A 24,870-nucleotide genomic window follows, 5' to 3' on the forward strand; every position below is an offset into this window, starting at 1 on the left:
TGAAACCAACGCGTGCGACTTGTCCACAGGGAATCTCTGCTGCGGTGCTCTCTATGATAGGAGGCTTTGGGAACGTCGCGCACCGGGGCGATGTTCTTAGCCACGCATTCCTGGCCATTACCTTGCCCGTGCCGTCAGGGTCAGCCGCCGCTGCCTGATCCAGGCTCGGTGGGGCTATATGCTTGCGCGGGATAGATTGTCCGGACCGGCGTCGTCGTCGACTTCCTGGCAAGCAAGTAATACACGAAACCCGTGGCGATCAGTCCAACGAGCCACGAAATGTCCGCGCCTCCCAGCACGATGGTTAGCGGGCCCGTGTACAAATGCTGCGCCAGGAACGGAATCTGCACGGCCACGCCCACCGCGTAGCAGAACAGTGCCGGCCAGTTCCAGCGCCCATAGCGGCCGTCTGGGTCGTATAGCGCAGGAATGTCGATGCGTTCCTTTGAGATCAGGTAATAGTCGATGAGATTGATGGCACTCCACGGCGTGAACGCCATCAACAGCAGCAGGACGAAGTCGCGGAACGTTGCCAGAAAGTCTTTCGAGGCGAGAAGCGCGACGAGCACCGATGCCAGAACAAAGCTGAAGACGAACAGCGCGCGCACGACGCCGGTAACCCGCCGCGTGCCAGTGAATGCGGTGACCGTCGTCAGCATCGTCATGAAACCGCCATACGCGTTGAGCGTGTTGACGGCCAGCTTGCCCGTGACAATCACCGCGTAGAAGAGCAAGGCAACGGCGCCTCCTCCTGCCAGGTCGCCGATGAAGGACACTTGCGACTTGAGAAACGCCGCCCCCCAGGCCGCGGCAACCAGTGCGCCAATGGTCATCGACCATTGCGAGCCGAGCACACTGCCAAGCAGCGTACACCAGAACGTGCTGCTGATTTTTGTATTCTGCGGCAGGTATCTCGAGTAGTCGGCCACATAGGGTCCGAAGGTGAGTTGCCATCCCGCTCCCAAGCCGACGGCGAGCAGGAACGTCGGCGATTCGAACGGCTTTGCGCCAATCAGAGCCGGCACGTTGCCCGTGGCAAACAATCGTATGGCCAGGTACGTGAAGCCGATGGCGCCAACAATGCTGGAGATCCGCCCAAGTGTATGAATAAGCCTGTAACCCACGGTCGCGACCAGCATCGTGAGCGCACCGAAGATAAGGATGCCGACCGCGGGCGTGTCGGCCCCGACGATCTTGTTGATCGCCTGGCCGGACAGCACCGTCCCAGTGGCAGCGAACCCCAGATACATCAGGATGACGAGCACCAATGGCAGGCAGGCACCGTAGACGCCAAACTGGGCGCGGCTCGAAACCATCTGGGGAATGCCCATTCCGGGCCCCTGCGCCGAGTGCAGCGCCATGATGATTCCCCCGAACAGGTTGCCGATCAGGAGGCCAGCAATGGCCCAGAGCGGGTCGGCACCAAAGACGACGGCAAGCGCGCCATCAACGATCGCCGTAATTTGCAGATTGGCGCCGAACCATAGTGTGAACTGGCCGAACGGCGTCCCATGCCGTTCGTCGTGGGGAATGAACTCGATGGTCCGGCGCTCCATTTTTACTGCCATGCTGTCTCCTTGTGCCTTGCCGAGTCTGGCGATTCCGTCATGAAGGGGCACGCGGAAGCTAGTTCGGCCAGCGTATTTGCGCGACGTGCCTAATGCCCCGAGAGCCGCGCTTTTCTCATTGCATGCCTGCGTGGTCGCAACCTCCGCAGACTTGCAATTCATCTTGTTGACCCGCTAGACGGCCGATATAAGCGTCGGACCTGATGCAGCAGGTCAGAAAGCCCGTCGCGCAGCATTGGTCTCATGCTAGTACGGTGCGCGCGATGATGTTGCGCTGGATCTCGGACGAGCCCTCGTAGATGCGCAGGATGCGCGCATCGCGGACATAGCGCTCCAAAGGCAACTCGCGCGTGAAGCCGTAGCCGCCGTGGAGTTGCAGGGCGGTATCGGTAACGAAGCCCACCATTTCTGATGCGTGCAGCTTCGCCATGGCCGACTGCAGGGTGAAAGGTCTGCCAGCCTCGCGCAGCGCGAGTGCCTGCATCGTCAGACCCCATGAAGCCTCCAGCTGGAGCTTCATGTTGGCGAGCATCCACTGGATTCCCTGCTTTTGCGCAAGCGCTTCGCCCCCAATATGGCGGTCCTTGCTCCACTGGATGGAGGCGCAGAGCGCGGCCTCCGCGATGCCAAGGGACGTTGCCGCGACATCAAGACGGCTGTTATCCAGGACCATCATGGCAGTCTTGAAGCCGGTGCCTTCCTCTCCGAGGCGATAGGCTGCCGGGATGCGGACAGCTTCAAAAGATACCTCAAAGGCATGTGCGCCGCGGATGCCCATCAGCTTTTCCGGCGGGGACACCTGCAGACCCAATGTGTCGGTCGGCACGATAAATGCGCTGACACCCCTAGCACCCGCGTCGGGGTCCGTCCTGGCAAAGACCACCAGTACCTTTGCTTCGCCCGCGTTCGAAATGAAATGCTTCACGCCATCGATGACATAGTCGTCGCCATCGCGGACGGCTTTGGTGCGCAAGTCGGCCGGGTGAGATCCGCCGCGCGGTTCGGTCAGTGCAAAACCGGCAAGAGATACGCCCCGTGCGCAGTCCGGGAGCCACTGTTCGCGTTGGGCGTCGTTACCGCCAACGAGGATGGCATCCGTGCCAAGATAGTGGGCACCTATCATCGAGGACGTTGCAGCGCAGGCCTTGGAGATCGCTACGAGTGACAGCAGCATGGCTGTCGGCGAAACGCCGGGGCCGCCGAAGCGCTCTGGAATGTTCATACCCATCACGCCCAGGCTGGCGAGCCCGGGGACATGGCAGGTGGCTGAGCATGCCAGTTCGTCAATGTCTTGCGCGCGTGGTGCCAGTTGTTCCTGCGCGTAGCGGTCGATTGCGTCGGCCAGTGCCTGATCGTCGGCAGAGATGCCCAAACGTAGGGAAGTCATTTCAAATTTCCTTTGCAGTGGAATTCAGTGGCCCGAATGCGCCCGACGCCTGCAGTTGATCGAGCCGAGCGGCATCAAAGCCCAGTGAAGCCAGGACGTCCTGGGTGTGTTCTCCCAGCCGGGGGGCGCGTTCCGCGCGATTGGGCGCGGCGCCGCTGAATCGCACTGGCTGTGTTGGCAGTCGAAGCCCGGGCAATGCGTCATGCGCTACAGGCGTAAGCAGGCCGCGGGCGAGCGCCTGCGAAGACTCCAGCGCCTGCTCGATATTCCAGATCGGCGCGGCGGGCACGCCTGCTTGTTCGAGTCGCCGAATTACCTCGTCGGTGCCCAATCCAGTCGCCCATGTCTCGATGATTTCGCGCAACTCGGCTTCGTGCGCCGAGCGCGATTCGTCGCTGGCGAACCTTGGATCCTGAGTCAGGCCGGGTTGTCCCATCGTCTGGGCCAGCGTCAGGAAGAGCTTTTCGTTGAGCACCGCCAGCGCGAAATGGCCGTCAGCGGCACCATACACGCCGAACGGGGCTGACAGCGGGTGGCGATTCCCGACACGTCGAGCGGGGCGGCCGGTGAACAGATACCGGGCGACCGACGTGGCCAGAAATGAAAGCGTCGTGTCGAACATGGCCACGTCGACGTGTTGTCCCTCGCCGGTACGCCGCGCCTGTAGCAAGGCTGCGAGCATGCTCCAGGAGGCAAACAGGCCCGCGACCACGTCCGAAACGGCTTCCCCGACAAGGGTCGGCGGCCCTTCGGGGTCACCGGTTGCCTCCATCAGTCCGCTCATGGCCTGCACCACGATGTCGTAGGCAGGCCGATGGGCAAAGGGGCCGGTATGGCCGAAACCGGAGATGCTCACGTAGACGAGCGCCGGGTTGATGCCGCGCAGCACAGCGGGTCCGATCCCAAGCCGATCCGCAACGCCGGGGCGAAAGTTCTCGATGACCACATCGGCGCGAGCGGCCAGATCCCGGACAACCTGTATGGCCTGGGAGGTCTTCAGATCCAGCACCAGGCTCTTCTTGCCGCGGTTCATGACCGTGAAGAGCGCGCTCTCCCCGTTTTTCATCGGGCCGATCGTGCGATAGTCGTCCCCTTGTGGCGGTTCGATCTTGATGACTTCAGCGCCCAGATCGGCCAGCAGGGCCGTGGCTATCGGCCCGGCCAGGACCCGGGTGAAGTCAAGGATACGCAGTCCGTCAAGCGGCCGTGAAGCGGGTGTGGTGGTCAAAATGGCTCCTCGCAGGTGGCAATGTTTCACTCATGCTCGGGCAATTCTGAATAAAATAAAAATATTCTTTTATGATCCGCTGCATTCTAAAAAATGATCCATCTGAGCCTGAGGCAGCTTGAGTACTTCGTCGCGGCGGCGCGATACGGCGGCGCAGCCCGCGCGGCCGAATCGCTCAATGTTTCGCAGCCTTCCGTCTCCAAGGCAATTGCCGAGCTGGAAGCCTTGTGGGGAGAGTCGCTTTTCGTCCGCCTGCATGCGCGGGGACTGGCGCTAACGGCTGCCGGTGCTATCCGACATCGTGAGGCCCACGCGCTGCTGATGCAGGCGATGGCACTTGAGGGGCCGCGGGCCATCGATATGGCTGGCTTGCTGCGCGTGGGATGCCTGAGCACGCTGGCGCCACGCTGGTTGCCCGGCATCCTGTCGCAGCTGCGGCTGGCGCATCCACGTATCGAAGTACAGCTGCACGAAGGGGACTCGGAAGAACTTACGCGCATGCTGGAGCGGGGCGCTATCGATGTCGCCCTGCTGTATGACCTGGGTCTTGCGCGCGCAGGTGTCACGCTGGAGCCCGTCGTGAACCTCAGGCCTTATGCCTTGCTGCCATGGCGCCACCGCCTTGCGGCCAACTCACGCCTCACGCTCTCGGTTTTGGGCCGCGAACCATTGGTCCTCATCAATCTGCCGCACAGTCGGGAGTACTTTCTGTCGCTGTTCCGCGATGCCGGTGTGACGCCGGTGATTGCGTACGAGGCGTCGTCTCTTGAGTTGGTACGGTCGCTGGTCGCCAACGGTCTTGGAGTTTCCCTGCTGACCACGCGGCCCACTCATGATCGCACTCAGGATGGCCGTCGGCTGGTCTGCCGTCCGCTACGAGAGGCGGTGGCCACCCAGGCCGTGGCGATCGCATATCCGGCCGAGAAGAGCTTTCGCACCGTACTGGCCGAGCCCTTTGCTGCTATCGTGCGCAAGGTCTTCAGGCCGGAAATGAACGACGCGTGAGATGGGGAGCCGGACTGCAGGAATGCGTTTCTGCGGCCTGTACGAGCCTGCCGCAAAACAGGGTGGCGTTGGCCATGCCAGAGCGCTTGGCACCCCCAAGCTTGGTCGTAAGGCATCGGAGACGCTGCCGGGGACAATCCCCGGCGGCGCTCTGCCATGTCATGGCACGAAGATCTTTCGAATCGTCCCGGCTCAACCGTCACGCGGCAACGGTCGGCCCGATCTCGATGCCCATCCCGGCCAGGACTTCGGCGATGGCCTTCACCGCACCGGGGATGCCGGCGTCTCCGAAATGGCCGATGCACCCTACGCGGAAGGTTTCGATCTCGGTCAGCTTGCCCGGATACAGGATGTAGCCGCGCTGCTTGACGGCCTCATAGAAGGTCTTGAAGTCGTAGCGGGGGTCGCTCGGCGCATGGAATGTGACGATGATCGGTGACTGCACCTCGCGCTCCAGATAGGGCTTCAGGCCAAGCGCCTCCATGCCGTCCACCAGCAACTGGCAGTTGCGGGCGTAACGCGCGCCGCGCGCCGGGAGCCCGCCTTCTTCGACATATTGCTGGAGCGCCTGGTCAAGCGCCGCGACCACGTGCGTTGGCGGCGTGAAGCGCCACTGCGTGGTTCTTTCCATGTATTTCCACTGATCATAGAGGTCGAGCGACAGGGAGTGGCTGTTGCCTTCGCAGCATTCCAGCGCGCTGCGGCGGGCGATGACGAAGCCCATGCCCGGCACCCCCTCCAGGCATTTACCGGAGGCGGCAATGACGGCGTCAAACGGGGTGGTGCGCGCGTCGATATCGATCGCGCCGAACGAGCTCATCGCATCGACGATCAATCCGCGCCCGTGCTTTGCCACGACCTGGGCGATTTCATCGAGCGGGTTGAGCACGCCGGTGCCGGTCTCGCAGTGCACGACCGCGACGTGGGTGATGGAGCGGTCCGCGGCCAGCAGGCGGTCGATGTCCGCGGCCCGCATGGGGCGGTCCTCGGCATACTCGATGGTGGACAGGCGCCGGCCAAGCGTCTTGCATATCCTGGCGATGCGCAGGCAGTAGGCGCCATTCACGGGCACGAGCACATGGCCGTCGCGCGGCACCAGCGTGCCGATGGCGGCCTCCACGGAAAACGTTCCGCTACCTTGCATGGGTACGCATTCGTGCGTGCCGTCGCCGTGGACGATGGCCAGCACCCGCTGGCGAATGCGGGCGGTAATGGCGTTGAAGTCAGAGTCCCACGAGCCCCAGTCACGCAGCATGGCAGCGCGGGTACGGTCCGAGGTGGTGAGGGGGCCGGGAGTGAGCAGAATAGGGCAGGTCGAAGCGGTCACGGGTGTCTCCTGACGTTGGGTTTCAGGCGGTCGGTCTGTGGGCATACTGGTAGGTCGGATGGGAGCGCTCAGTGGCGGGCCAGCTCGCGCCAGCCCTGCGTGCGTCGCAGCAGCACGCGGGTGCACAGGGCATAGATCAGGCAGATAGCGGTGGAGGTCAGCACGATCAGGCTGGCAAGGGCTGCTGCGGGACCGATGTCGCCGGCATCGTCCATATGCATGATGGCAACGGAGGCAAGGATGGTTTCAGGCGTGTAGAGGAAGATCACGCAGGACAGCGTGGCCATCGACACCACGAAGTAATACCGGGCGATATCGAGCACCGCCGGCAGGCATACCGGCAGCGTGACACGCAGGAAGGTGCGCCATTGCGGGACCTTGAGCGAAGCCGATACCGCTTCGAATTCATCATCGATCTGCTTGAGCGCGGTAATGGCTGTCAGGTGGCTGGATGTGTAGTAGTGAATGATGGTCGACTGCATCACCAGGGCCATCGTGTTGTAGAGGAAGTTGAGGGGGTTCGCGGGGTGGTTGAAGAAGATCACATAGCCCAGGCCAAGCACCAGTCCCGGCACGGCCATCGACAGCACCGCCAGGAAATGCATGACCGGCCGCATCAGCCCGAGATTGCGGGTCTTCTCGATCAGGTAGGCGCCGGTGAAGACAATGAGCGAGCCGGTCAGCGCCGTAGCGGTGGCAAGCACCAGGCTGTTCTTGTAGGCGCCTGCCATGTCGCTCTCGAACAGCACGATGCGGTAGTTCTGGAGGCTGAGCGTCAGGTCGTAGGGCCACAGCTTGATCAGCGAGGTATAGACGGCCATGCCCACCACTGCCAGCAACAGTGCGCAAACCAGCGTGCAGTAACTGCCCAGCAGTGCGTCGGCCCAGGCGTTGGGTTTGGGCACGTAGGGCACCGAGCGCGCGGTAAGCTGGGCGCGCAGCTTGCGGCGCACCACGGTATCGATCATGAAAGAGAGCACCGATGGCACCAGCAGCAGCACACCCACCACGGCACCCATCGAAAAATTCTGCTGGCCGATCACCTGCTTGAAGACGTCGATGGAAAGCACGTTGAAGTCGCCGCCGATCACCTTGGGTGCGCCGAAGTCGGAGATGACGTAGGTGAAGGTCACCGTCGCCGCGCTGATCAGGCCGTACTTGCAGGAGGGCAGGGTCACGGTAAAGAACTTGCGCCGGGTACTGGCACCGAGGGCGCTGGCAGCTTCGTAGAGGCGTCCGTCCGCCAGCGACAGCGCCGTGACCAGAATCATGAGCGCATGGGGAAAGGTGTTGTAGACCTCCGCGATGATGATGCCCCGCGCACCGTAGATCGATGCCCCGCCAAGCAGCGGCTTGAGCACGCCCTGGTTGCCGAACCACTGCACGAACGAGATGGCGGAAAGCAGCGACGGCGCCAGCAGCGGGATCAGTGCCACCAGCCGGAAGACCGCCTTCAGCGGCGCTGGCAGGGTGCTGCGTGTCAGGGCATAGGCGAAGATGAAAGCCAGGGGCACCGAGATGCCGACCACGCTGGCTGCCAACACCACCGAGTTGCGTGCCGACTGCATCAGCGACGGTGTCCTGATGTAGGCAGCGAAGTGGGCGAGCCCGACAAAATGGCCGTCACGATCGAATACGGCATTGGCCAGGATGGCGCACATCGGTGCCAGCAGGAAGAAGAGCAGCGCCAGCAGCACGCAGGCCAGCACCGCACGGGCGATGATTTCGTCCCAGTTCCACCGTGCCAGCCGGCCCGCCTGGGTGGGTTCGGGCGTCTGAGGAAGCGCGATCTCTTTCATCGTTTTGCTCCGCTCGCGGCGAAGGCCTGGATGCGGCTCGCGCGCAGCGCGATGCGCAGGGGCTGGCCGGCCCGGATGCCGTGGTCGTGGAACTGGTCAAGTGTGAACTGAAGGCAGAGCGGCTGTCCCGCCAACTGCTCGCAGCTCACCTCGGCCATGCAGGTGTCGCCCAGGAACTCGACCTTTTCGATATTGACGGTCAGCTGGTTCGGTGTGTCGACTCCGAACTGGCCGATATGGCGGTCCTCGGGGCGAAGGTAGAGGTTGATTGCCGTGCCTGGCTCGAACTCGCGGCTGCAGCCCTCGCAAGTCAGCTCCAGCGTGCCCACGCGATAGCGCCGGTCACCCAGCGCAGTGCCGGCCAGCACGTTCACGCGTCCGACAAAGTCCGCCACAAAGGGCGTGGCCGGGCGTTCGTAGACCTCCAGCGGTGTGCCGACCTGCTCGATGACCCCGTGGTTCATGACCACGATCCGGTCGGCCATGGACAGTGCCTCTTCCTGGTCGTGCGTGACCATGATGGTGGTCACGCCCACCTGTTGCTGCAGGCGCCGGATCTCGCCGCGCAGGCGCACGCGTTCGAGGGCATCGAGCGCCGACAGCGGTTCGTCGAGCAGCAGCAGTCCGGGGCGGGTTGCCAGCGCCCGGGCCAGCGCGACGCGCTGCTGCTGGCCGCCGGAAAGCTGGCTGGGATACTTGCGGCCGGAGGCCGGCAGGCCTACCAGGTCGAGCAGTTCCTGCACCCGCTGCGCAATCTCGGTCCGATTGGTGCGACGGTTAGCGAGACCGTAGGCCACGTTATCGGCAATCGTCAGGTTGGGGAACAGGGCATACGACTGGAACACGATGCCATAGTCGCGCCGGGCGGGAGGCAGGGAGGAAATGTCGCGCCCGAGCTGGAGGATAGTGCCGGCGGTCTGCGTCTCCAGCCCGGCGATGATGCGCAGCAGCGTGGTCTTGCCGCACCCCGACGGCCCGAGGAAGCACAGCATCTCGCCCTGGTAGACGGTCAGGTCGATATGCCGCAGGGCGGTGAATGTTTCGAATTCCTTGCGCACGCCCAGGATCTCGAGGGCGGGCACGCGGCCGGCGCGCGTGGCGACGAACTTGGCGCTGGTCATTTCCATGTGTGTCCCCACAATGTGGTGATGACTACGGTGGTGGAAAAAGGGGCGCGCCAGGCGCCCGCGGACGAGGCTTACTTGGCTTCCGCCTTGCTGTCGTAGCGCTTGCTCCACTCGGCCAGGATGCGCGAACGATTCTTTGCCGCCCATTGGAAGTCGTTGCGGGCGAAGCGGCTCTCATAGTTCGGAGGAATGCCGTCCAATGGCTTGGCTACGCCGGGGTAGGCCACTACGGCCCACCAGTTGGCGCTGATCTGGTTTGCGTCTCGACTGGCCATCCAGTCGGCGAAGCGCTTTGCCTCCGGCAGCTTCCTGGTTGTCTTCATGATGCTGGTGGCTTCGATGTCCCAGCCCAGGCCCTCGGTCGGGAAGATCAGGTCGACCGGGGCCCCGGACTTGCGCACCTGGTGACCCCGGAATTCGAACGAGATGCCAATCGGGAATTCGCCCGTAGCCGCCTGCTTGCACGGCTTCGAACCGGAATGCACATACTGGGCGATATTCTCGTGCAGGCCGTCCATGTACTTCCAGCCATCGGCTTCTCCCCACATCTGCAGCCAGGCCGCCACATCGAGGTATCCGGTGCCGCTGGAAGCCGGATGCGGCATCGTGATGCGGCCCTTATAGACCGGCTTGGCCAGGTCCTTCCAGCTTTCCGGCTTGGGCAAGCCCAGCTTCTGCGCCTCTGCGCGGTTGAAGCAGATCGTGGCCGCCCAGACGTCCATGCCGACCCACTGCGGCGGCCGGGCGGTATCGGAATAGTTCGGGGTCAGCTGCTGGAAGCCCTTGGGCTCGTAGCCCTGCAGCATGCCTTCCTGTGACAGCAGCACGAGGCTGCTGGCGGCCAGTCCGGCAACCACGTCAGCCTGCGGATTGGCCTTTTCGGCCAGCAGGCGGGCGGTCACGATTCCGGTGGAATCGCGTACCCAGCGCACTTCGATATCCGGGTTGGCTTTCTCGAAACCGTCCTTGTAGAGCTTCATCGCGTCCGTTTCCAGCGCGGTATAGACCGTGAGCGTGGTCTTTTGCTGCGCGCAGGCGCTGCCCGCGCGAACTACCAGCGCGGAGGCGCAAAGCGCCATGGCGAGGGAAATCTTCATGCTCTGTCTCCTTCCTGTTAGCCAGATCTGTGTCTGCCCTGTTGCCTTCCGCAGTGTGCCGTAACACGCCCTACGGTAAGATGAAACCAATGTAGAACGTAGGATGATGACTGTCAACGTAAGATTGAAAACTGTTGACAATTTACAATGTGCAAACTTTAATGGAGCCATGGGAATGACCGACGCCATCCAATTGTTGCGTTCAAGCTCGCTGCCAATGCTGGTGCAGGAGGAGATCGAACGCCTGATCATGACCGGCGAATTGCCGCCGGGCACGCGCATCAACGAGAGCGACATCGCTGCCCGCTATGGCACGAGCCGGGGTCCGATTCGCGAAGCGCTGCGGGCGCTGGAGGAAGCCGGGCTGGTCCGCAACGAGAAAAACCGCGGGGTCTTCGTGCGCGAGATTTCGGTCGAGGAGGCCGATGAAATCTACGAACTGCGCGAGGCCCTGGAGGAAATCATCGGCAAGCGTGTGGCGCAGCGCATCAACGCCACGCTGGTGAGCGAACTGAAGCAGCTGGTGGGCGCCATGGAGGAGGTCGCCAACAAGAAGGAAGCGGCCGAGTACGCGTCGCTGAACCTGCGGTTCCATGAACTTCTGCTGGAACACGCGGGCAGCAACAAGCTGACCGAGACCTACCGCCGCCTGGTCAAGGAACTGCACCTGTTTCGCATGCAGGCGCTGACCCAGGGCGGCGGGCTCGATGTGTCCGCCGACGAACACCGCACGATCATGGACGCCATCGTTTCGGGCGATGCCCGGCGCGCCGGTGCCGCATTGCGCGCGCACGTGGCCGCCAGCCGTGTACGCATGCTCAAGGCGCACCGCAAGGTGCATCCGGGCAGTAACAAGGAACCATGAGCTGAGGCTCATCATCAAGGGGATTGGAAATGGGAACGACGAAGGCAGAAAGCATTGAAGTCAATGGCAGGACTTACCGCTGGATGAACCGCCCGGTGGTCGTGGTATGCGTGGACGGCTGCGCGCCGGAATACCTCCACGCCGCCACCGAAGCAGGCGTAGCGCCTTTCCTGCAGTCCGTCATGCAGCACGGGACGAGCCTGCTGGGCGACTGCGTGATTCCCTCATTCACCAACCCCAACAACCTGTCCATCGTCACTGGTGCACTGCCGTCGGTCCACGGCATCTGCGGCAATTACTTCTTCGATCGCGAACTGGGCGCCGAAGTGATGATGAACGATCCGAAGTACCTGCGCGCCGGCACTGTGCTGGCGGCCTTTGCGAACGCCGGGGCGAAAGTGGCAGTGGTCACCGCCAAGGACAAGCTGCGCAAGCTGCTCGGCCATGGCATGCGCGGCATTTGCTTTTCGTCGGAGAAGGCCGACCAGGTCACGCAGGAGGAAAACGGCATCACCGGTGTCGTGGAAATGGTGGGCATGCCAGTACCGTCGGTCTACAGTGCCGAGCTGTCCGAATTCGTCTTTGCCGCCGGCGTCAAACTCATGGAGCGCGAGCGGCCTGACCTGATGTATCTGTCCACCACGGACTACGTTCAGCACAAGGCGGCCCCGGGCAGCAAGGCCGCCAACGCGTTCTACCAGATGATGGACGGCTACCTGAGCCAGCTCGACGCGCTGGGCGCCACCATCGTGCTGACCGCCGACCACGGCATGAACGACAAGCACGGCGCGACCGGCGAGCCCAACGTCATCTACCTGCAGGACCAGCTTGACGGCTGGTACGGGGAGGGCGCGGCGCGCGTGATCCTGCCCATTACCGACCCCTATGTGGTCCACCACGGCGCATTGGGCTCGTTCGCCACCATCTATGCGCCGGACGCCGAGAGCGCCGCGCGCTGGATTCCGCGGATCGCGGACATCGAGGGCATGGACAGCGTGCTCACACGCCAGGAGGCCGCCGAGCGCTTCGGGCTGCCGCCCGACCGCATCGGCGACATCGTCGCGGTCTCGCGACGGAACGTGGTGATCGGCACATCGAAGTCCCGGCACGACCTGTCCGGCCTGGATGCGCCGCTGCGCTCCCATGGCGGGATGTCGGAGCAAGTCGTGCCGCTGCTGTGCAACCGTGTGATGGTCGGACTGAAGCCGGCCCGCCGCCTGCGCAACTTCGACGCTCTCGACCTCGCGTTGAATTACGCCGCCTGACGGCGCCTTCCCAGCATGCCTGCCTGCTGTCCCGACCCGCTCTTCGCGCAGTGGCGGGGGACATCAAGCCTGCCGACCGAGATCAAAAGGAGACAAAGATGAACATGCCTGCCACCCCCGGCATCCGCCATGAAGCGCTGCGCATTGCCGGCGAAAAGGTCTATCGCGATCGCGTGATCGAGGTGACCTATCCTTACACCGGGGAAGTGATTGCCACGGTGCCGAAGGCCAACCTTGAAGACGTGCGCCGGGCCCTGCGCATCGCCCACCAGTACCGCTCGACCCTGACCCGCTACGAGCGCTATCGCATCCTGATGCGCGCCGGCGAAATCATCGCGCAGCGCAAGGAAGAGATCGCGACCCTGATCACGCTGGAATCGGGTCTGTCGCTCAAGGACACGCTCTACGAGGTCGGCCGCGCTTCGGACGTGCTGCTGTTCGCGGCCAACCAGGCGCTGGTTGACGACGGACAGGTCTTTTCGTGCGATCTCACGCCCCATGGCAAGAGCCGCAAGGTCTATACGCTCAAGGAACCGCTGCTGGGCGCCATCTCGGCCATCACGCCATTCAATCACCCTCTCAACCAGGTCATTCATAAAGTCGCGCCGGCGGTGGCTACCAATAACCGCATGGTCCTCAAGCCGAGCGAGAAGACGCCGCTGGCCGCGTTCGCGCTGGCCGATATCCTCTATGAGGCCGGCCTGCCGCCGCAGATGCTGTCGGTCGTCACCGGCGACCCCCGCGAGATCGCCGACGAACTGCTGACCAGCCAGTACGTGGATCTTGTCACCTTCACCGGCGGCGTGTCGATCGGCAAGTACATTGCTGGCAAGGCCGCCTACAAGCGCCAGGTGCTTGAGCTGGGCGGCAACGATCCGATTATCGTGATGGAGGACGCCGATCTGGAGGAAGCCGCCACGCTCGCTGCGGGCGGGTCGTACAAGAATTCCGGCCAGCGCTGCACGGCGGTGAAACGGATGCTGGTGCAGGAATCCGTGGCCGACCGCTTTGTCGAGTTGCTCGTGGCCAGGACGCAGGAAGTGAAGTATGGCGACCCGCTGGATCCCGCCATGGACATGGGCACGGTGATCGACGAGGCAGCAGCCATCCAGTTCGAGTCGGTGGTAAATGCAGCCATTGCCGGCGGCGCGCGCTTGCTGGCCGGCCACAAGCGCGACGGCGCACTTTACGCGCCTACGGTGCTCGACCACGTGGACCCGGAAATGACCGTGGTCAGGCACGAGACCTTTGGCCCTGTCTCCCCGGTGATCCGTTTCAAGGATATCGACGACGCCATCCGGATTTCCAACGGCACGGCCTATGGGCTGTCGTCATCGGTCTGCACCAACCGGCTCGATTACATCACCCGCTTTATCCGCGAACTGCATGTGGGGACGGTCAACGTCCGCGAAGTCCCGGGCTATCGGCTGGAGATGACGCCGTTCGGCGGCATCAAGGATTCCGGGCTGGGCTACAAGGAAGGCGTGCTCGAAGCGATGAAGAGCTTCTGCAATACCAAGACCTATTCGCTGCCCTGGTAGGGGCGGGCAGCGCCACCGTACCGGAATTGCATACACACGAGCAGGAGACAGCAATGAGGATCGGAGTACCGAAGGAAATCAAGAACCATGAGTATCGCGTCGGCCTGACGCCATCTTCCGTGCGGGAGATGACGGCACATGGCCACCACGTGCTGGTACAAACCACGGCTGGCGCAGGCATCGGCGCGAGCGATGCCGACTACCGCAAGGCCGGTGCCACGATCGTCGATACGGCGGCGGAAGTCTTTGCCACGGCGGAAATGATCGTCAAGGTCAAGGAGCCGCAGGCCGCCGAGCGCGCCATGCTCCGGGACGGACAGATCCTCTATACCTACCTGCATCTGGCACCGGATCCGGACCAGTGCGCCGACCTGGTCCGCAGCGGTGCAGTGTGCATTGCCTATGAGACTGTCACGCAGGCCGGCGGTGGCCTGCCGCTGCTGGCGCCGATGTCGGAGGTTGCCGGCCGCATGTCGGTGCAGGCCGGGGCGCACTGCCTGGAAAAGGCGCGCGGCGGCATGGGTGTTCTGCTGGGCGGCGTGGCGGGCGTGGAGCCCGCCCGGATCGTGATTCTCGGCGGGGGCGTGGTGGGCAGCAATGCGGCGCAGATTGCAGTGGGAACCGGCGCCCACGTGGTGGTGATCGACCGCAATATCGATGTGCTGCGGCGCATGGACCGCCTGCTGGGCGCCCGTGTGACGACGGTCTACTCCAACCAGGACAATGTCGAGCGCCACGTGCTGTCAGCCGATCTCGTCATCGGCGGCGTGCTGATTCCGGGCGCGGCCGCACCCAGGCTGGTCACGGCCGGCATGGTGGACGCGATGAAGCCGGGTTCGGTTATCGTGGATGTGGCAATCGATCAGGGCGGCTGCTGCGAGACCGCCAAGGCCACGACGCACGCCGATCCCACCTACCTGGTTGGCCACGTGTTGCACTATTGCGTCGCCAATATGCCGGGGGCGGTGCCGCGTACCTCGACCTACGCGCTCAACAACGCCACGTTGCCCTTTGCGCTGCAGATCGCCGACAAAGGCTGGAAGGCGGCATTGGCCGACAATCCGCACCTCGCCAATGGCCTGAACGTGGCGTTCGGCAAGGTGACGTGCAAGGAAGTCGCGCACGCTCTCGGCTATGAGTGCCACGATGCCGGGCAATTGCTGATGCATTGAGCTGAACCGCAAACAACTTCGGAGCCATCCATGCGCCCATTCTGGCTGGAACAAGCCCTTCTCGGCGATACGGATCTCGCCCCTGCATTGCGCGGAACCAGGCAGGCCGACATTTGCATCGTTGGCGGCGGATTCACCGGCCTGTGGACTGCGCTGCAACTCAGGCAAAAGCGGCCGTCCCTGAAGATTACGGTTCTCGAAGCAGACATCTGTGGTGCAGGCGCGAGCGGACGGAACGGCGGTTGCATGCTGACCTGGTCAACCAAGCTCTTTACGCTGGCCCGGCTGTTCGGGGAAACGGAAGCAAGGCGGCTGATCCGGGCGTCCGAGGATGCGATCCCCGCCATCGCCGAGTTTTGCCGCGCTCATGGTATCGACGCCGAGTTGCGCATGGATGGCACCATCTATACCGCCACCAACCCCGCGCAGGAGGGTTTGCTCGATCCGGTAGTGCAGGCGCTGGAGGACTGGGGGCTGAATAGCTGGCGGCGCCTGAGCACGGTCGAGGTTGCTACGCGAACGGGCTCGGCCCGCAACCGCTCCGGCTTCTTTTCGCCGCTGGCGGCCACGGTGCATCCGGGAAAGCTGGTTCGTGGCCTGCGTCGCGTGGCGCTGAGCCAGGGCATCGAGATCCACGAGCGCTCGCCGATGATCTCCATCGAAGATGGCGCGCGTCCCGCGGTCGTGACGCCGAGTGGACGCGTTGATGCCGGCCACGTTGTGCTGGCGCTCAATGCCTGGATGCCAACTGTGTTCCCCCAGTTCGAGCGTTCAGTGGCCATTGTGTCGAGCGACATGATCATGACCGATCGCTGTCCCGACCTGCTTGCCGGCATCGGCCTGGATCATGGCACCTCGGTGCTGGACTCGCGCACGTTCGTCTATTACTACCGCACCACCCGCGACGGGCGCCTCATGCTTGGCAAGGGGGGTAACACCTTTTCCTACCGGGGGCGCATCGTGCCGGTCTTTAATCAGGCATCCCCCTACGAGACCATGCTCACGCACAGTCTGCGCGCGTTTTTCCCGGCCCTGAGCGATGTGCCGGTGATTGCCAGCTGGAACGGCCCCTCGGACCGGTCTGCAACCGGATTCCCTTTCTTCGGTTACCTGAACGGAAACCGGGCAATTTCCTACGGTTTCGGCTATTCCGGCAATGGCGTGGCGCCAAGCTATATGGGTGGCCAACTGTTGTCGTCGCTGGCGCTGGGCGAGGACAATGCCTGGACGCGTTCCGGCCTTGCCAGGGGCCCCCTTGGCCAGTTTCCTCCCGAACCGGTGCGTTACCTTGGGTCACTGCTGGTTCGCAACGCGATTCGCCGCAAGGAAAGCGCCGAAGACCGTCACACGGAACCGTTCTTGTTCGACAAGTTCCTGGCCCGCTTCGCCCAAGCCGCCGGCAAGGCCGATAAGGCGGCCTGAGCGCAAGCGGATAGCCGCCACGGACCGACGCGTACATGACACTGGGTACGCATGAATCGTGAGAGCCCGAACGCCCGACGCTCAGTACAAGACCTCCAGCTCGTCGAACAGCTCGCTGTCCTTCTGCGCCGCCGAGCGCGCACGGCGCCGGATCTCCTGCAGCAGGCAGTCGGTGAAGCACTGCGCCGCGGGACTGCGCACCGCGTTGTGGCGCGTGATGATGCCGAGCCGGCTGGTTTCGAATTGCTCGGCCAGGGCGAAGGCGTGGACCCAGCCGCGCATCGGCTCGGACAGCAGTAGTGGCCGCGGGCAATAGCTGATCATGCCGGCATTGCGGACCAGTTCCAGCAGCAACGCGGTGGAGTGCGCGCAATGCAGCCGGCACGGGTCGATCTGTGCATCATGCTGCCAGAAGAGGTTGCGCATGAAGGGCTCGTAGCTGGCTGCGGTGTAGTTGACGACCCAATCCTGCGCCAGCAGTTCGTGCAGCGCGCGTGCCTGCGCGCACGGATGGCCGCGCCGGGCGATCACGCACGAGGTGTATGCAAGCAGCGGCTCGCACTCGAATTCTTGCGTGGACATCGCGGCCGTGAACGGCCCCACGGCAAAGTCCAGCGTGCCTTCGCGCAAGCGCGGCAAGGCCACCGCGGTCAGGCCCTCGAAGATCTCCACCTGCACGCCCGGCATGCGTTCGCGAAAACGCAGCAGCACCCGCGGTAGGAACGTCAGCATGATCCACGGCGTGACGCTGATGCACAGCCGCCCCACGCCTTCGCCACGCAGCGTGGCCAGTTCTTCACTGGCGCGTGCGAGCTGGCCCACCACCAGACGGGCATGGCCCAGCATCCGCTGTCCCGCCGCGGTCAGCGCCACGCCACTCGCAGTGCGCGAGAGCAAGGGCAGCCGGGCTTCGCTTTCCAGTTCGCGCAGCGCCTTGGTAACCGCTGCCTGCGACAGTCCGGCCAGCCGTGCGGCGGCACGGATGCTGCCGGCATCGGCAACGGCGACCAGCGCCTGGATCTGATGCAGTTTCATCGACATGATGGACTTTTGGGTGACAACCGGCGGTTGTCAGGATAACAGCTTTGCGGCTATCGGCCCGGGCGGGCGATGCCTAAGATCGCGGCACGCAATCTCGCAATTCCCCGCCAAGAACATCCCCGGAGACCCCATGCATCCAGATCCCGTCCTGCCCGGCATCCGCGCCATCGAAGCCGAGATGGTGGACCTGCGCCACCGCATCCATGCCCACCCCGAGCTGGGCTTCGAGGAATTCGCCACCAGCGACCTGGTGGCCGAGTGCCTGCAGGCTTGGGGTTATGCCGTACATCGCGGCCTGGGCGGCACCGGCGTGGTCGGCACGCTGCGCCACGGCGACGGCCCCGCCGTCGGCCTGCGCGCCGATATGGATGCGCTGCCGATCCGTGAGACCACGGGCCTGCCGTATGCCAGCAAGATCGACGGCAAGATGCACGCCTGCGGCCATGACGGCCACACTGCCACGCTGCTGGCCGCGGCGCGCTACCTGGCCGGGCACAAGTCCTTCCAGGGCACGCTGCGCGTGATCTTCCAGCCGGCCGAGGAAGGCATGGGCGGCGCGCGCGAGATGATCAAGGACGGACTGTTCCGGCTGTTCCCGTGCGATGCCGTGTTCGCGCTGCACAACATGCCCGGACACCCGACCGGCAAGTTCGGCTTCTTGCCCGGCGCATTCATGGCGTCCTCCGACACCGTCACGATCCGCGTGACGGGGCGCGGTGGCCACGGTGCGGTTCCGCATCGGGCGGTCGATCCGGTGGTGGCCTGCGCGTCGATGGTGATGGCGTTGCAGTCGGTGGTGTCGCGCAACGTCAACCCGCTGGACATGGCCATCGTAACCGTCGGCGCGATCGAAGCCGGCAAGGCGTCCAACGTCATTCCCGAGAGTGCCGAGCTGCGGCTGTCGGTGCGCGCGCTGAAGGCCGAAGTGCGCGACCTGCTGCAGGCGCGCATCACCGCGCTGGCGCATGCCCAGGCGGACAGCTTTGGTGCCAGTGCCGAGGTGCATTACGACCGCCGCTATCCGGTGCTGGTCAACGACCCCGCCACCACGGAACTGGCGCGCGAGGTTGCCCGCGAGTGGCTGGGCGAGAGCGGCCTGATCGGCGACATGGTGCCGCTGACCGGCAGCGAAGACTTCTCTTTCATGCTGGAGGCGTGTCCTGGCTGCTACCTGATCGTCGGCAACGGTGACGGGGAGGGCGGCTGCATGGTCCACAACCCGGGCTACGACTTCAACGACGCATGCCTGCCGCTTGCCGCCACCTATTGGGTCAAGCTGGTCGAGCGCTACCTGCGCTGAGCCGCATCCGCTGAGCCGCACCCCAATCACCATCGACAATGACCGGCCCTCAAGGCCGGCGCCGCCTCACCCACGGAGACACCGAATGCCCACTTCCCTGCCTGCGCAGCCGCTGGAGGGCGCTTGCGCCGCGCCTGCGGCCGGCCACGCCGTACCGCGCCGTCGCGTCATTGCCGCCATCACCATCGGCAACGGCCTTGAGTTCTACGATTTCACCGTCTACAGCTTCTTCGCGGTGCTGATCGGCAAGCTTTTCTTCCCCGTCAGCGGCAGCTTCGGCCAGCTGATGCTTTCGCTGGCGACGTTTGGCGTGGGTTTCGTTGCCCGCCCGCTCGGCGGCCTGATGATCGGGCTCTACGCCGACCGGGCCGGACGCAAGCCGGCCATGACGTTGACGCTCTGGCTGATGGGGCTGGGCTCGCTGCTGTTCGTGGTCTCGCCGACCTATGCACAGGCCGGGCTGGCCGCGCCGATGCTGATCCTATTGGCGCGGCTGCTGCAGGGCTTTGCACTGGGCGGCGAGGTCGGCGCGTCCACAGCACTGCTGATGGAGTACGCCGACGACCATTCACGCGGCTACTACGGCAGCTGGCAGTTGTTCAGCCAGGGCGTCAGCGTGCTGCTCGGTGCAGTGGTGGGGCTGTCGCTGACTAACGGCCTGTCGCCTGACGCGCTGCAAAGCTGGGGGTGGCGCGTGCCGTTCGCAATCGGCATCCTGGTCATTCCGCTCGGCCTCTATATCCGCCGCCACCTGGACGAAACCGCCGAATCACCCGCCGCCGCAACGGCGACGAGCCACGAACGCGCCGGCCTGGCCGAGGTCTTCCGCGGGCATGGCCGCGTGGTGGTAGCTGGCGTTCTGCTGACGATTGGCGGCACCTCCGCTACCTATATCGTGCTGCACTACATGACCAGCTACGCGGCGACTGTGCTGAAGATCCCGCTCGGGCTCAGCATGAGCGCAGGCTGTGTCGCAGCCCTGGTGCAGGTGGCATTGTCCTCGTACGCCGGCAGGCTGTCCGACCGCATCGGACGCAAGCCCGCCATCCTGTGGTCCCGCCTGGCCATGCTGGTGCTGGTCTATCCCGCCTTCCTGCTGCTCAACGCCAGGCCATCTCTTGGCACGCTGCTTGCCGTGGTCGCCGTGCTGGCTTTGCCGCTGGTGCTGAACGTGGTGCCTACCGTGGTGCTCATCACCGAACTGTTCCCCCGCCGCATCCGCGCCAGTGGCCTGTCGGTCGTCTATTGCATTGGCGTGCTGGTGTTCGGCGGCTTCGCCCAGCTGATCGCTACCTGGCTGATCGAGCTGACTGGCAATGCCAGCGCGCCGGCGCTGTATGTGATTGGCTGTGGCGTGCTATCGCTGTGCGGGCTGGTGATGGTGCCGGAGAAGGCGGGCAAGCCACTGGATTGACAGATCGTCGGGCGAGTCCGCAAGACATGAATGTTGTCATGCATACAATTTGCGGACTCTGCGCGTCCGGCTTTTCAAGCGCCACGGTAGCGCGCGGCCGGCACGCTGGTCGACAGTTCACCCATCATCGACACGCGTGCTGCCGCATAAGCGTCCCATTTGGCCACGTCATGCAAGGATGGGATCGTGACGAGTTCGCCGCGGTCGTACCCAACCAGCGCCGCGTCGACCAGGGCCGCGGCTGACATCACGATGTCCGGGTCCAGATTTTCCACGGGCCGTCCGCCTGTGGCCCAGAACTCCGTGGCGGTTGCACCCGGCAGCACCGCCTGTACGCGTACCCCCTTGTCATGCAGTTCGTGGTGCAGCGACTGGCTCAGCGCCAGCACAAATGCCTTGCTGGCTCCGTACACGCCATTCAGGATCTCGGGAGCGATGGCGACGACCGACGCGATGTTGATGATCGCGCCCTTGCCGCGCGCGACGAAAGATGGCGCGGCGGCATAGGTCAGTCTGGTAAGCGCCGTGACGTTCAACTCGATCAGTCGGGTCATCCGGTCGACATCACTGTCCAGCAGCGGGGTGTGTGTGCCGACGCCGGCGTTGTTGACCAGCAGCGCAATGCTTTCGTCTTCCCTCAGGCGGGCCTCGACCTGGGACAGCTCGGCGCGGTCGTTCAGGTCTGCGCCGATCACTTCGACGTTGCGACGCGTTTCGGTGGTAAGGCGGTCGGCGAGAGCGGCCAGGCGGTCGCGGTTGCGCGCAACAAGGATCAGGTCATAGCCTCGGCGGGCCAGGCGGTCGGCGTAGATGGCGCCAATGCCGGAGGAGGCGCCGGTAACGAGGGCAGTGCCGGCGTGGGTGGTTCGGTTCATGTCATGACTCCTGGTGTGGTTCGGAGACTGAATCGTAGGTATCCCTGCGCATGGCGTAAATGACGTATATAGTGCGTATTTGGGACGTGCGCTTTTCGGAGAAAGAAACATGCATCGCATCGGCTACCTGCTGGCGGATGGCTTCCAGATCATGGCGCTCGGCACCCAGGCGGTGTTCGAATTTGCCAATGCGACGGGCGGCGAACCCTTTTACTGCGTGGAGAATTTCTCGGCCTCCGGCGGTGTGATGACATCCTCGCTCGGCATGACCGTCGGCACGCGGCGGCCCGACCCGCGAGAGATCGTCGACACCTGGATGGTGCTGGGCGTGACGGATCCGGTCGTCTCTCGCCCGGCGCAGGAAGAACTCGAGTTCCTGCGCGATACAGCGCCCCGCGCCCGGCGCATCGCCGGACTCTGTACCGGAGGCTTCGTGCTCGCCGAGGCAGGCTTGCTGGCCGGACGGCGGGCGACGACTCACTGGGCGTTCGCCCGCGCGATGCGCCAGCGGCACCCGGACGTCGAGGTCGAGGAAGACCGCATCTTTATCGTTGACGGCCAGGTCTGGACATCGGCAGGCATGACGGCGGCATTCGATCTCGCCCTCGCGATGGTCGAGCGCGATCTCGGTGCGGCCATAGCGCGTTCGGTCGCGCACAAGCTTGTCATGCACCAGCGGCGCTCTGGCGGGCAGTCGCAGCATTCCGAAATGCTCGACCTTGCGCCGAAGTCCGACCGCATACAGCATGCCTTGAACTACGCGCGCCAGCATCTGAGCGAGCCGCTGACCGTCGATGCATTGGCGCAGTCCGCAAACCTGAGCCCGCGTCAATTTAGCCGGGCGTTCATGCAGGAAACCGGGCAGTCACCGGCCAAGGCGGTGGAGGGACTGCGCCTGGAGGCGGCGCGGCTGATGATCGAGCAGAGCCGGCATCCGCTCGAGGTGGTGGCGCGCGAGACGGGCTTTCGCGACCGTCGGCATCTGCGCGAAGCGTTTGTGCGAGGATTCGGGGTGCCGCCGCAAGCGGTGAGGCGGGAAGCGAGAAGCGGCGCCGAGCTGGCTGAAGCTTAACTCCCTGGAATGCCTGCCGGCAGCCAGTTCCCCTTGGCACGAAGCCAGGGCATGCCGGCTCCGCGTCCGCCGCCCTGCTAGGCTGGCTTGCCGAAGATATTGATCAGGTTCCCCTCCGGGTCCCGGATCATGGTGGACGCCAGCAGCGGCGTCAGTTTCTGTTCGGACCAGACGATCTCGGCTCCGCCCATGGAGACTGCCTGCAAGTGCCGGCACATGCCTGCGCGGTCTGTAACTTGCATGATTAAAGTTGCGGCAGTAGGATGGAAGCGATTCAGCAGCTACCTGGCATCCTACGAGCCACACCATGCAAAGAAAGACCTTCAGGGACATGCAATGTCCCATCGCACGCAGCCTCGAGCGGGTCGGAGAGTGGTGGAGCATCCTGATTCTGCGCGAGGCGTTCTACGGCGCGACCCGTTTCGACACGTTCCAGAAGAACCTCGACATCGCGCCCAATATGCTGACGCGCCGCCTGAACGGGCTAGTGGAGGAAGGTTTGCTGGAGCGGCGCCAGTATTCGGAGCGTCCTCCGCGCTACGAGTACGTGCTGACCGGCTGCGGCCGCGATTTCCTGCCGGTCATGCTGTCGATGATGGCCTGGGGCAATAAACACTTCGCACCCGAGGGCGCGAGCGTGCAACTTGTGGACAAGGCGACAGGCGACGTCATCGAGCCCGTGCTGGTCGATGCCGCGAGCGGCGCGCCGGTGGATTTTGCGCGCTATGCACTGGCGCCCGGGCCGGCCGCGGGTGAGGGTGTGCGCCGGCGCTTGGCAGATGCTGCCGCCTATCTGTCCGCAACCGGCCAGGACGACGCCGACTGACGCGGCGCGCGTATTCCCTGCCGTCTCTTACCACCCGCCACCGAGCGCGCGGAACGCCGCCACCGCGGCCCGCGCATTGTCGGTGCCCACGCGGGCCTGCTGGTCGCGCGCGGACAGCAGCTGGCGGTCTTCCTCGAGCACTTCGAACAGGCTGACCGCGCCGCCCTTGTAGGCTTCTTCGGCCGCGCCGCGCGCGCGGGTCTGTGCATTGACTTCGACTGCGAGGTCCTTGCTTTGCCATTGCAGCTGGGTCAGCGTGACGATGGCGTTCTCCACGTCCTCCGTCGCGCGCAGCATCGATTGGCGATAGGCGGCGAGTGCCTCCGCGGTCGCGCCGCGTGCCTGCGCGACTTCGGCATCGACACGGCCAAAGTCGAACAGGCGCCAGCGCAGGCCGGCCATGGCCGCCGGCTGGAACGTCGCCGCCGTGAACATCTTGCCCGCGGACAGGCTTTCGAAGCCGAGCAGCGCCGACAGCGACAGCTTGGGGTAATACTCGGCCGTGGCCACGCCGATGCGCGCACTGGACGCCGCGAGCCGGCGTTCGGCGGCGATGACGTCCGGGCGGCGTTCGAGTAGCTGGGTGGGGCCCTGCGCAAGCGGAATCTGCGGCACCTCCGTGCGCATGCCCGGTGCGGCCAGTTCGGCAGCATAGGTGCCCGGCGCCGCACCCATCAGCACGTCGAGGCGGTTGAGTTGCGTGTCGAGTTCAATTTGCAACGGCGGAATGGTGACGCGGGTCTGCGCGAGCCGGGCTTCGGCCTGCGCGCGCTCGCGCTCGGCGCCGATACCGTCGGCCAGGCGCAGATTCACCAGATCCAGCAGCCGCGCATTGGTCTGCACCTGCTGCTGCGCGATGGCGATGCGCTGCTGCGCGCCGCGCACGCGGAAGTACGAATCGGCGGCTTCTGCCGCCACCAGCACGCGCACGCCCAAGTGCTCGGCCTGCGCTGCCTGCGCTTGCGCGTTCGCTGCTTCGGCACCCCGCCGCAGCCCGCCGGCGATGTCGATCTCCCAGCTGGCTCCCGCGCCCACGTTGTACAGCGTGTTGTTGCGCTCGAAGCCGGGAGACTTGCTGGCGATCTTGCCGAGCGGGCTTTCGAGCGACTGCCGCTGCCGCGCGACGCTGCCCGACAACGACCCCTCCGGCAGTAATGATGCGCCCGCATAGTCGGCGGCCGCGCGCGCCTGGTCGACACGGGCGATGGAGGCGGCCAGGTCGAGATTCTGCCCAAGCGCGCGCTCGATGATCCGGGTCAGCGCGGGGTCGTCGAAGCCCTTCCACCAGCTGTCGAGGGCGGGCGCCGCGGGCGCCGTTTCGCTGGATCCGCCGGCCTGCAGAGCCGCTGCATGCGCGTAGGTCGCCGGCAGCTTCGCCTCAGGGGCGCGGTAGTCCGGGCCGACCGCGCACGCAGCCAGGCTGGCGGCCATGGCTGCGGCAGTGACCGCCGCGAGGCTGCGCCCGAAGCGCCGTGCTGGAGGGAAGGGTTGCCCTTGCGTCATGTCATACACCTCTCGTTCGTGATCTGTCATGCATGT

At 64.6% G+C, this 24,870-nt stretch carries 21 protein-coding genes; 10 read left to right on the top strand and 11 right to left on the bottom strand.

From position 1 onward, the window contains the following. Positions 1-140: 140 nt before the first annotated feature. The 3 genes from ACIGJC_RS20685 to ACIGJC_RS20695 form a co-directional block, all read right to left on the bottom strand. Positions 141-1,568 carry a purine-cytosine permease family protein gene (locus ACIGJC_RS20685; protein WP_483714020.1) on the bottom strand — a complete coding sequence of 476 codons (1,428 nt, stop codon included), beginning with the start codon at positions 1,566-1,568 and terminating at the stop codon, positions 141-143. 241 nt (positions 1,569-1,809) lie between these two features. Next, positions 1,810-2,955: an acyl-CoA dehydrogenase family protein gene (locus ACIGJC_RS20690; RefSeq protein WP_483714022.1), complete on the bottom strand. Its 1,146-nt coding sequence runs from the start codon at positions 2,953-2,955 to the stop codon at positions 1,810-1,812. A gap of 1 nt (position 2,956) precedes the next feature. Then, a complete protein-coding gene (locus ACIGJC_RS20695) occupies positions 2,957-4,183 on the bottom strand; it encodes a CaiB/BaiF CoA transferase family protein (RefSeq protein ID WP_483714023.1) in 1,227 nt (408 codons plus the stop codon). A 93-nt stretch (positions 4,184-4,276) separates the two neighbouring features. Between ACIGJC_RS20695 and ACIGJC_RS20700 the strand changes: the two genes are divergently transcribed. Continuing rightward, a complete protein-coding gene (locus ACIGJC_RS20700; protein WP_483714024.1) occupies positions 4,277-5,188 on the top strand; it encodes a LysR substrate-binding domain-containing protein in 912 nt (303 codons plus the stop codon). Between the two features lie 199 nt (positions 5,189-5,387). Here the strand turns inward: ACIGJC_RS20700 and ACIGJC_RS20705 are convergent, their stop codons facing one another. From ACIGJC_RS20705 to ACIGJC_RS20720, 4 genes are all read right to left on the bottom strand, one after another. Then, positions 5,388-6,515, bottom strand: coding sequence for a 2-aminoethylphosphonate--pyruvate transaminase (locus ACIGJC_RS20705; protein WP_483714025.1), 1,128 nt, complete (start codon positions 6,513-6,515; stop codon positions 5,388-5,390). Between the two features lie 68 nt (positions 6,516-6,583). Next, entirely contained in the window at positions 6,584-8,314 is a 1,731-nt protein-coding gene (locus ACIGJC_RS20710) for a putative 2-aminoethylphosphonate ABC transporter permease subunit (protein ID WP_483714026.1), read from the bottom strand. Next, complete coding sequence (locus tag ACIGJC_RS20715; protein WP_483714027.1) at positions 8,311-9,441, bottom strand: putative 2-aminoethylphosphonate ABC transporter ATP-binding protein; 1,131 nt, start codon at positions 9,439-9,441, stop codon at positions 8,311-8,313. Before ACIGJC_RS20715 ends, ACIGJC_RS20710 begins: the two co-directional genes overlap by 4 nt. Positions 9,442-9,512: 71 nt before the next feature. Then, positions 9,513-10,520 carry a putative 2-aminoethylphosphonate ABC transporter substrate-binding protein gene (locus ACIGJC_RS20720; protein ID WP_483714489.1) on the bottom strand — a complete coding sequence of 336 codons (1,008 nt, stop codon included), beginning with the start codon at positions 10,518-10,520 and terminating at the stop codon, positions 9,513-9,515. A 193-nt stretch (positions 10,521-10,713) separates the two neighbouring features. Between ACIGJC_RS20720 and ACIGJC_RS20725 the strand changes: the two genes are divergently transcribed. From ACIGJC_RS20725 to ACIGJC_RS20745, 5 genes are all read left to right on the top strand, one after another. Continuing rightward, entirely contained in the window at positions 10,714-11,403 is a 690-nt protein-coding gene (locus tag ACIGJC_RS20725) for a phosphonate utilization associated transcriptional regulator (protein ID WP_483714028.1), read from the top strand. A gap of 29 nt (positions 11,404-11,432) precedes the next feature. Then, positions 11,433-12,668 (top strand): phosphonoacetate hydrolase, encoded by a 1,236-nt coding sequence (gene phnA, locus ACIGJC_RS20730; protein ID WP_483714029.1) that lies wholly within the window; start codon positions 11,433-11,435, stop codon positions 12,666-12,668. Positions 12,669-12,766: 98 nt separating this feature from the next. Then, positions 12,767-14,209: a phosphonoacetaldehyde dehydrogenase gene (gene phnY, locus ACIGJC_RS20735; protein WP_483714030.1), complete on the top strand. Its 1,443-nt coding sequence runs from the start codon at positions 12,767-12,769 to the stop codon at positions 14,207-14,209. A gap of 53 nt (positions 14,210-14,262) precedes the next feature. Then, positions 14,263-15,381 carry an alanine dehydrogenase gene (ald, locus tag ACIGJC_RS20740; protein ID WP_483714031.1) on the top strand — a complete coding sequence of 373 codons (1,119 nt, stop codon included), beginning with the start codon at positions 14,263-14,265 and terminating at the stop codon, positions 15,379-15,381. Between the two features lie 30 nt (positions 15,382-15,411). Next, the gene (locus ACIGJC_RS20745; protein ID WP_483714032.1) at positions 15,412-16,803 is read left to right on the top strand and encodes an FAD-dependent oxidoreductase; all 1,392 of its coding nucleotides are present in this window, start codon (positions 15,412-15,414) and stop codon (positions 16,801-16,803) included. 81 nt (positions 16,804-16,884) lie between these two features. Here the strand turns inward: ACIGJC_RS20745 and ACIGJC_RS20750 are convergent, their stop codons facing one another. Further along, positions 16,885-17,844 (bottom strand): LysR family transcriptional regulator, encoded by a 960-nt coding sequence (locus ACIGJC_RS20750; protein WP_483714034.1) that lies wholly within the window; start codon positions 17,842-17,844, stop codon positions 16,885-16,887. Between the two features lie 130 nt (positions 17,845-17,974). Here ACIGJC_RS20750 and ACIGJC_RS20755 point away from each other — a divergent pair, with 130 nt between their 5' ends. Beyond that, positions 17,975-19,144, top strand: a complete 1,170-nt coding sequence (locus tag ACIGJC_RS20755; protein WP_483714035.1) for a M20 aminoacylase family protein — start codon at positions 17,975-17,977, stop codon at positions 19,142-19,144. Positions 19,145-19,229: 85 nt separating this feature from the next. Further along, on the top strand, positions 19,230-20,558 hold the full coding sequence (locus ACIGJC_RS20760) for an MFS transporter (RefSeq protein WP_483714036.1): 1,329 nt from the start codon (positions 19,230-19,232) through the stop codon (positions 20,556-20,558). Positions 20,559-20,632: 74 nt separating this feature from the next. Here the strand turns inward: ACIGJC_RS20760 and ACIGJC_RS20765 are convergent, their stop codons facing one another. Continuing rightward, a complete protein-coding gene (locus tag ACIGJC_RS20765) occupies positions 20,633-21,433 on the bottom strand; it encodes an SDR family NAD(P)-dependent oxidoreductase (RefSeq protein WP_483714037.1) in 801 nt (266 codons plus the stop codon). A 109-nt stretch (positions 21,434-21,542) separates the two neighbouring features. Between ACIGJC_RS20765 and ACIGJC_RS20770 the strand changes: the two genes are divergently transcribed. Continuing rightward, positions 21,543-22,505 (top strand): GlxA family transcriptional regulator, encoded by a 963-nt coding sequence (locus ACIGJC_RS20770; RefSeq protein ID WP_483714038.1) that lies wholly within the window; start codon positions 21,543-21,545, stop codon positions 22,503-22,505. A gap of 77 nt (positions 22,506-22,582) precedes the next feature. Here ACIGJC_RS20770 and ACIGJC_RS20775 read toward each other — a convergent pair whose 3' ends face one another. Then, positions 22,583-22,747: a hypothetical protein gene (locus tag ACIGJC_RS20775; RefSeq protein WP_483714039.1), complete on the bottom strand. Its 165-nt coding sequence runs from the start codon at positions 22,745-22,747 to the stop codon at positions 22,583-22,585. Between the two features lie 65 nt (positions 22,748-22,812). Here ACIGJC_RS20775 and ACIGJC_RS20780 point away from each other — a divergent pair, with 65 nt between their 5' ends. Continuing rightward, the gene (locus ACIGJC_RS20780; protein ID WP_483714040.1) at positions 22,813-23,331 is read left to right on the top strand and encodes a winged helix-turn-helix transcriptional regulator; all 519 of its coding nucleotides are present in this window, start codon (positions 22,813-22,815) and stop codon (positions 23,329-23,331) included. Positions 23,332-23,358: 27 nt separating this feature from the next. On the opposite strand, the gene ACIGJC_RS20785 is transcribed toward ACIGJC_RS20780, so the two are convergent. After that, complete coding sequence (locus tag ACIGJC_RS20785) at positions 23,359-24,834, bottom strand: efflux transporter outer membrane subunit (RefSeq protein ID WP_483714041.1); 1,476 nt, start codon at positions 24,832-24,834, stop codon at positions 23,359-23,361. Positions 24,835-24,870: the final 36 nt, after the last annotated feature.

Source organism: Cupriavidus sp. C3SS-1 (genome assembly GCF_057073755.1).